Annotated in this window: 1 protein-coding gene; it reads left to right on the top strand. The window is 32.6% G+C overall.

The annotated features are described in order from the left end of the window. Positions 1-23: 23 nt before the first annotated feature. The coding region (locus R7Z50_RS28995) for a hypothetical protein (RefSeq protein ID WP_318149946.1) at positions 24-601 on the top strand (578 nt) is incomplete at its 3' end.

Here is a 601-nt window from a genome sequence, read left to right on the forward strand (position 1 = left end):
CTCCGTATCGACATAGGAAAGGAATGACTCTTTATCTTCGACTAAATATTAAAAGATGTGATGAAGAAGTAAGAAATGGCTGTCCTAAGAATAAGGTTGTCATTGTTGCCAAAAAACGTATTGATGACATTCCAAAGTATACATTTGAAGAGTTTCTAGAAAACGATGTAACTGAATGTGTAAAGTCAGGGGAGTATAATGTTACCAAAGGGGCTTACGACAAGTTTATAGCTAAACACAAATCTTATTATAGAATATATCATGAAGCAAAAGTGAATGAATGCCGTGGTTATTTCGATATTGATAGAGCTGGAATTAAGAAAGAGGCGGCAAAGATATCAAAGCCAATCCATGATGTTGCAGATATTGTTGAAAAGCTTGCTTTAGATGGTCTTTTGACTGCTGTAGAAGCACAAGATCTGTATCAGTCAATGTACAGAATTAAACAAGTATTAGACGCATACGTTATGCCTGATATTCTTTTTCAGAATATGCTTTTCTATGATAAAAAATTAACTGATAAAATTAAGACTTACAATCATTTATCTAACTTCAAAATTTCAAGTAAAGCAAATGCTGATCGTTTTGTTAAATACATGAG

The organism is Vibrio sp. 1249-1 (assembly GCF_033340495.1).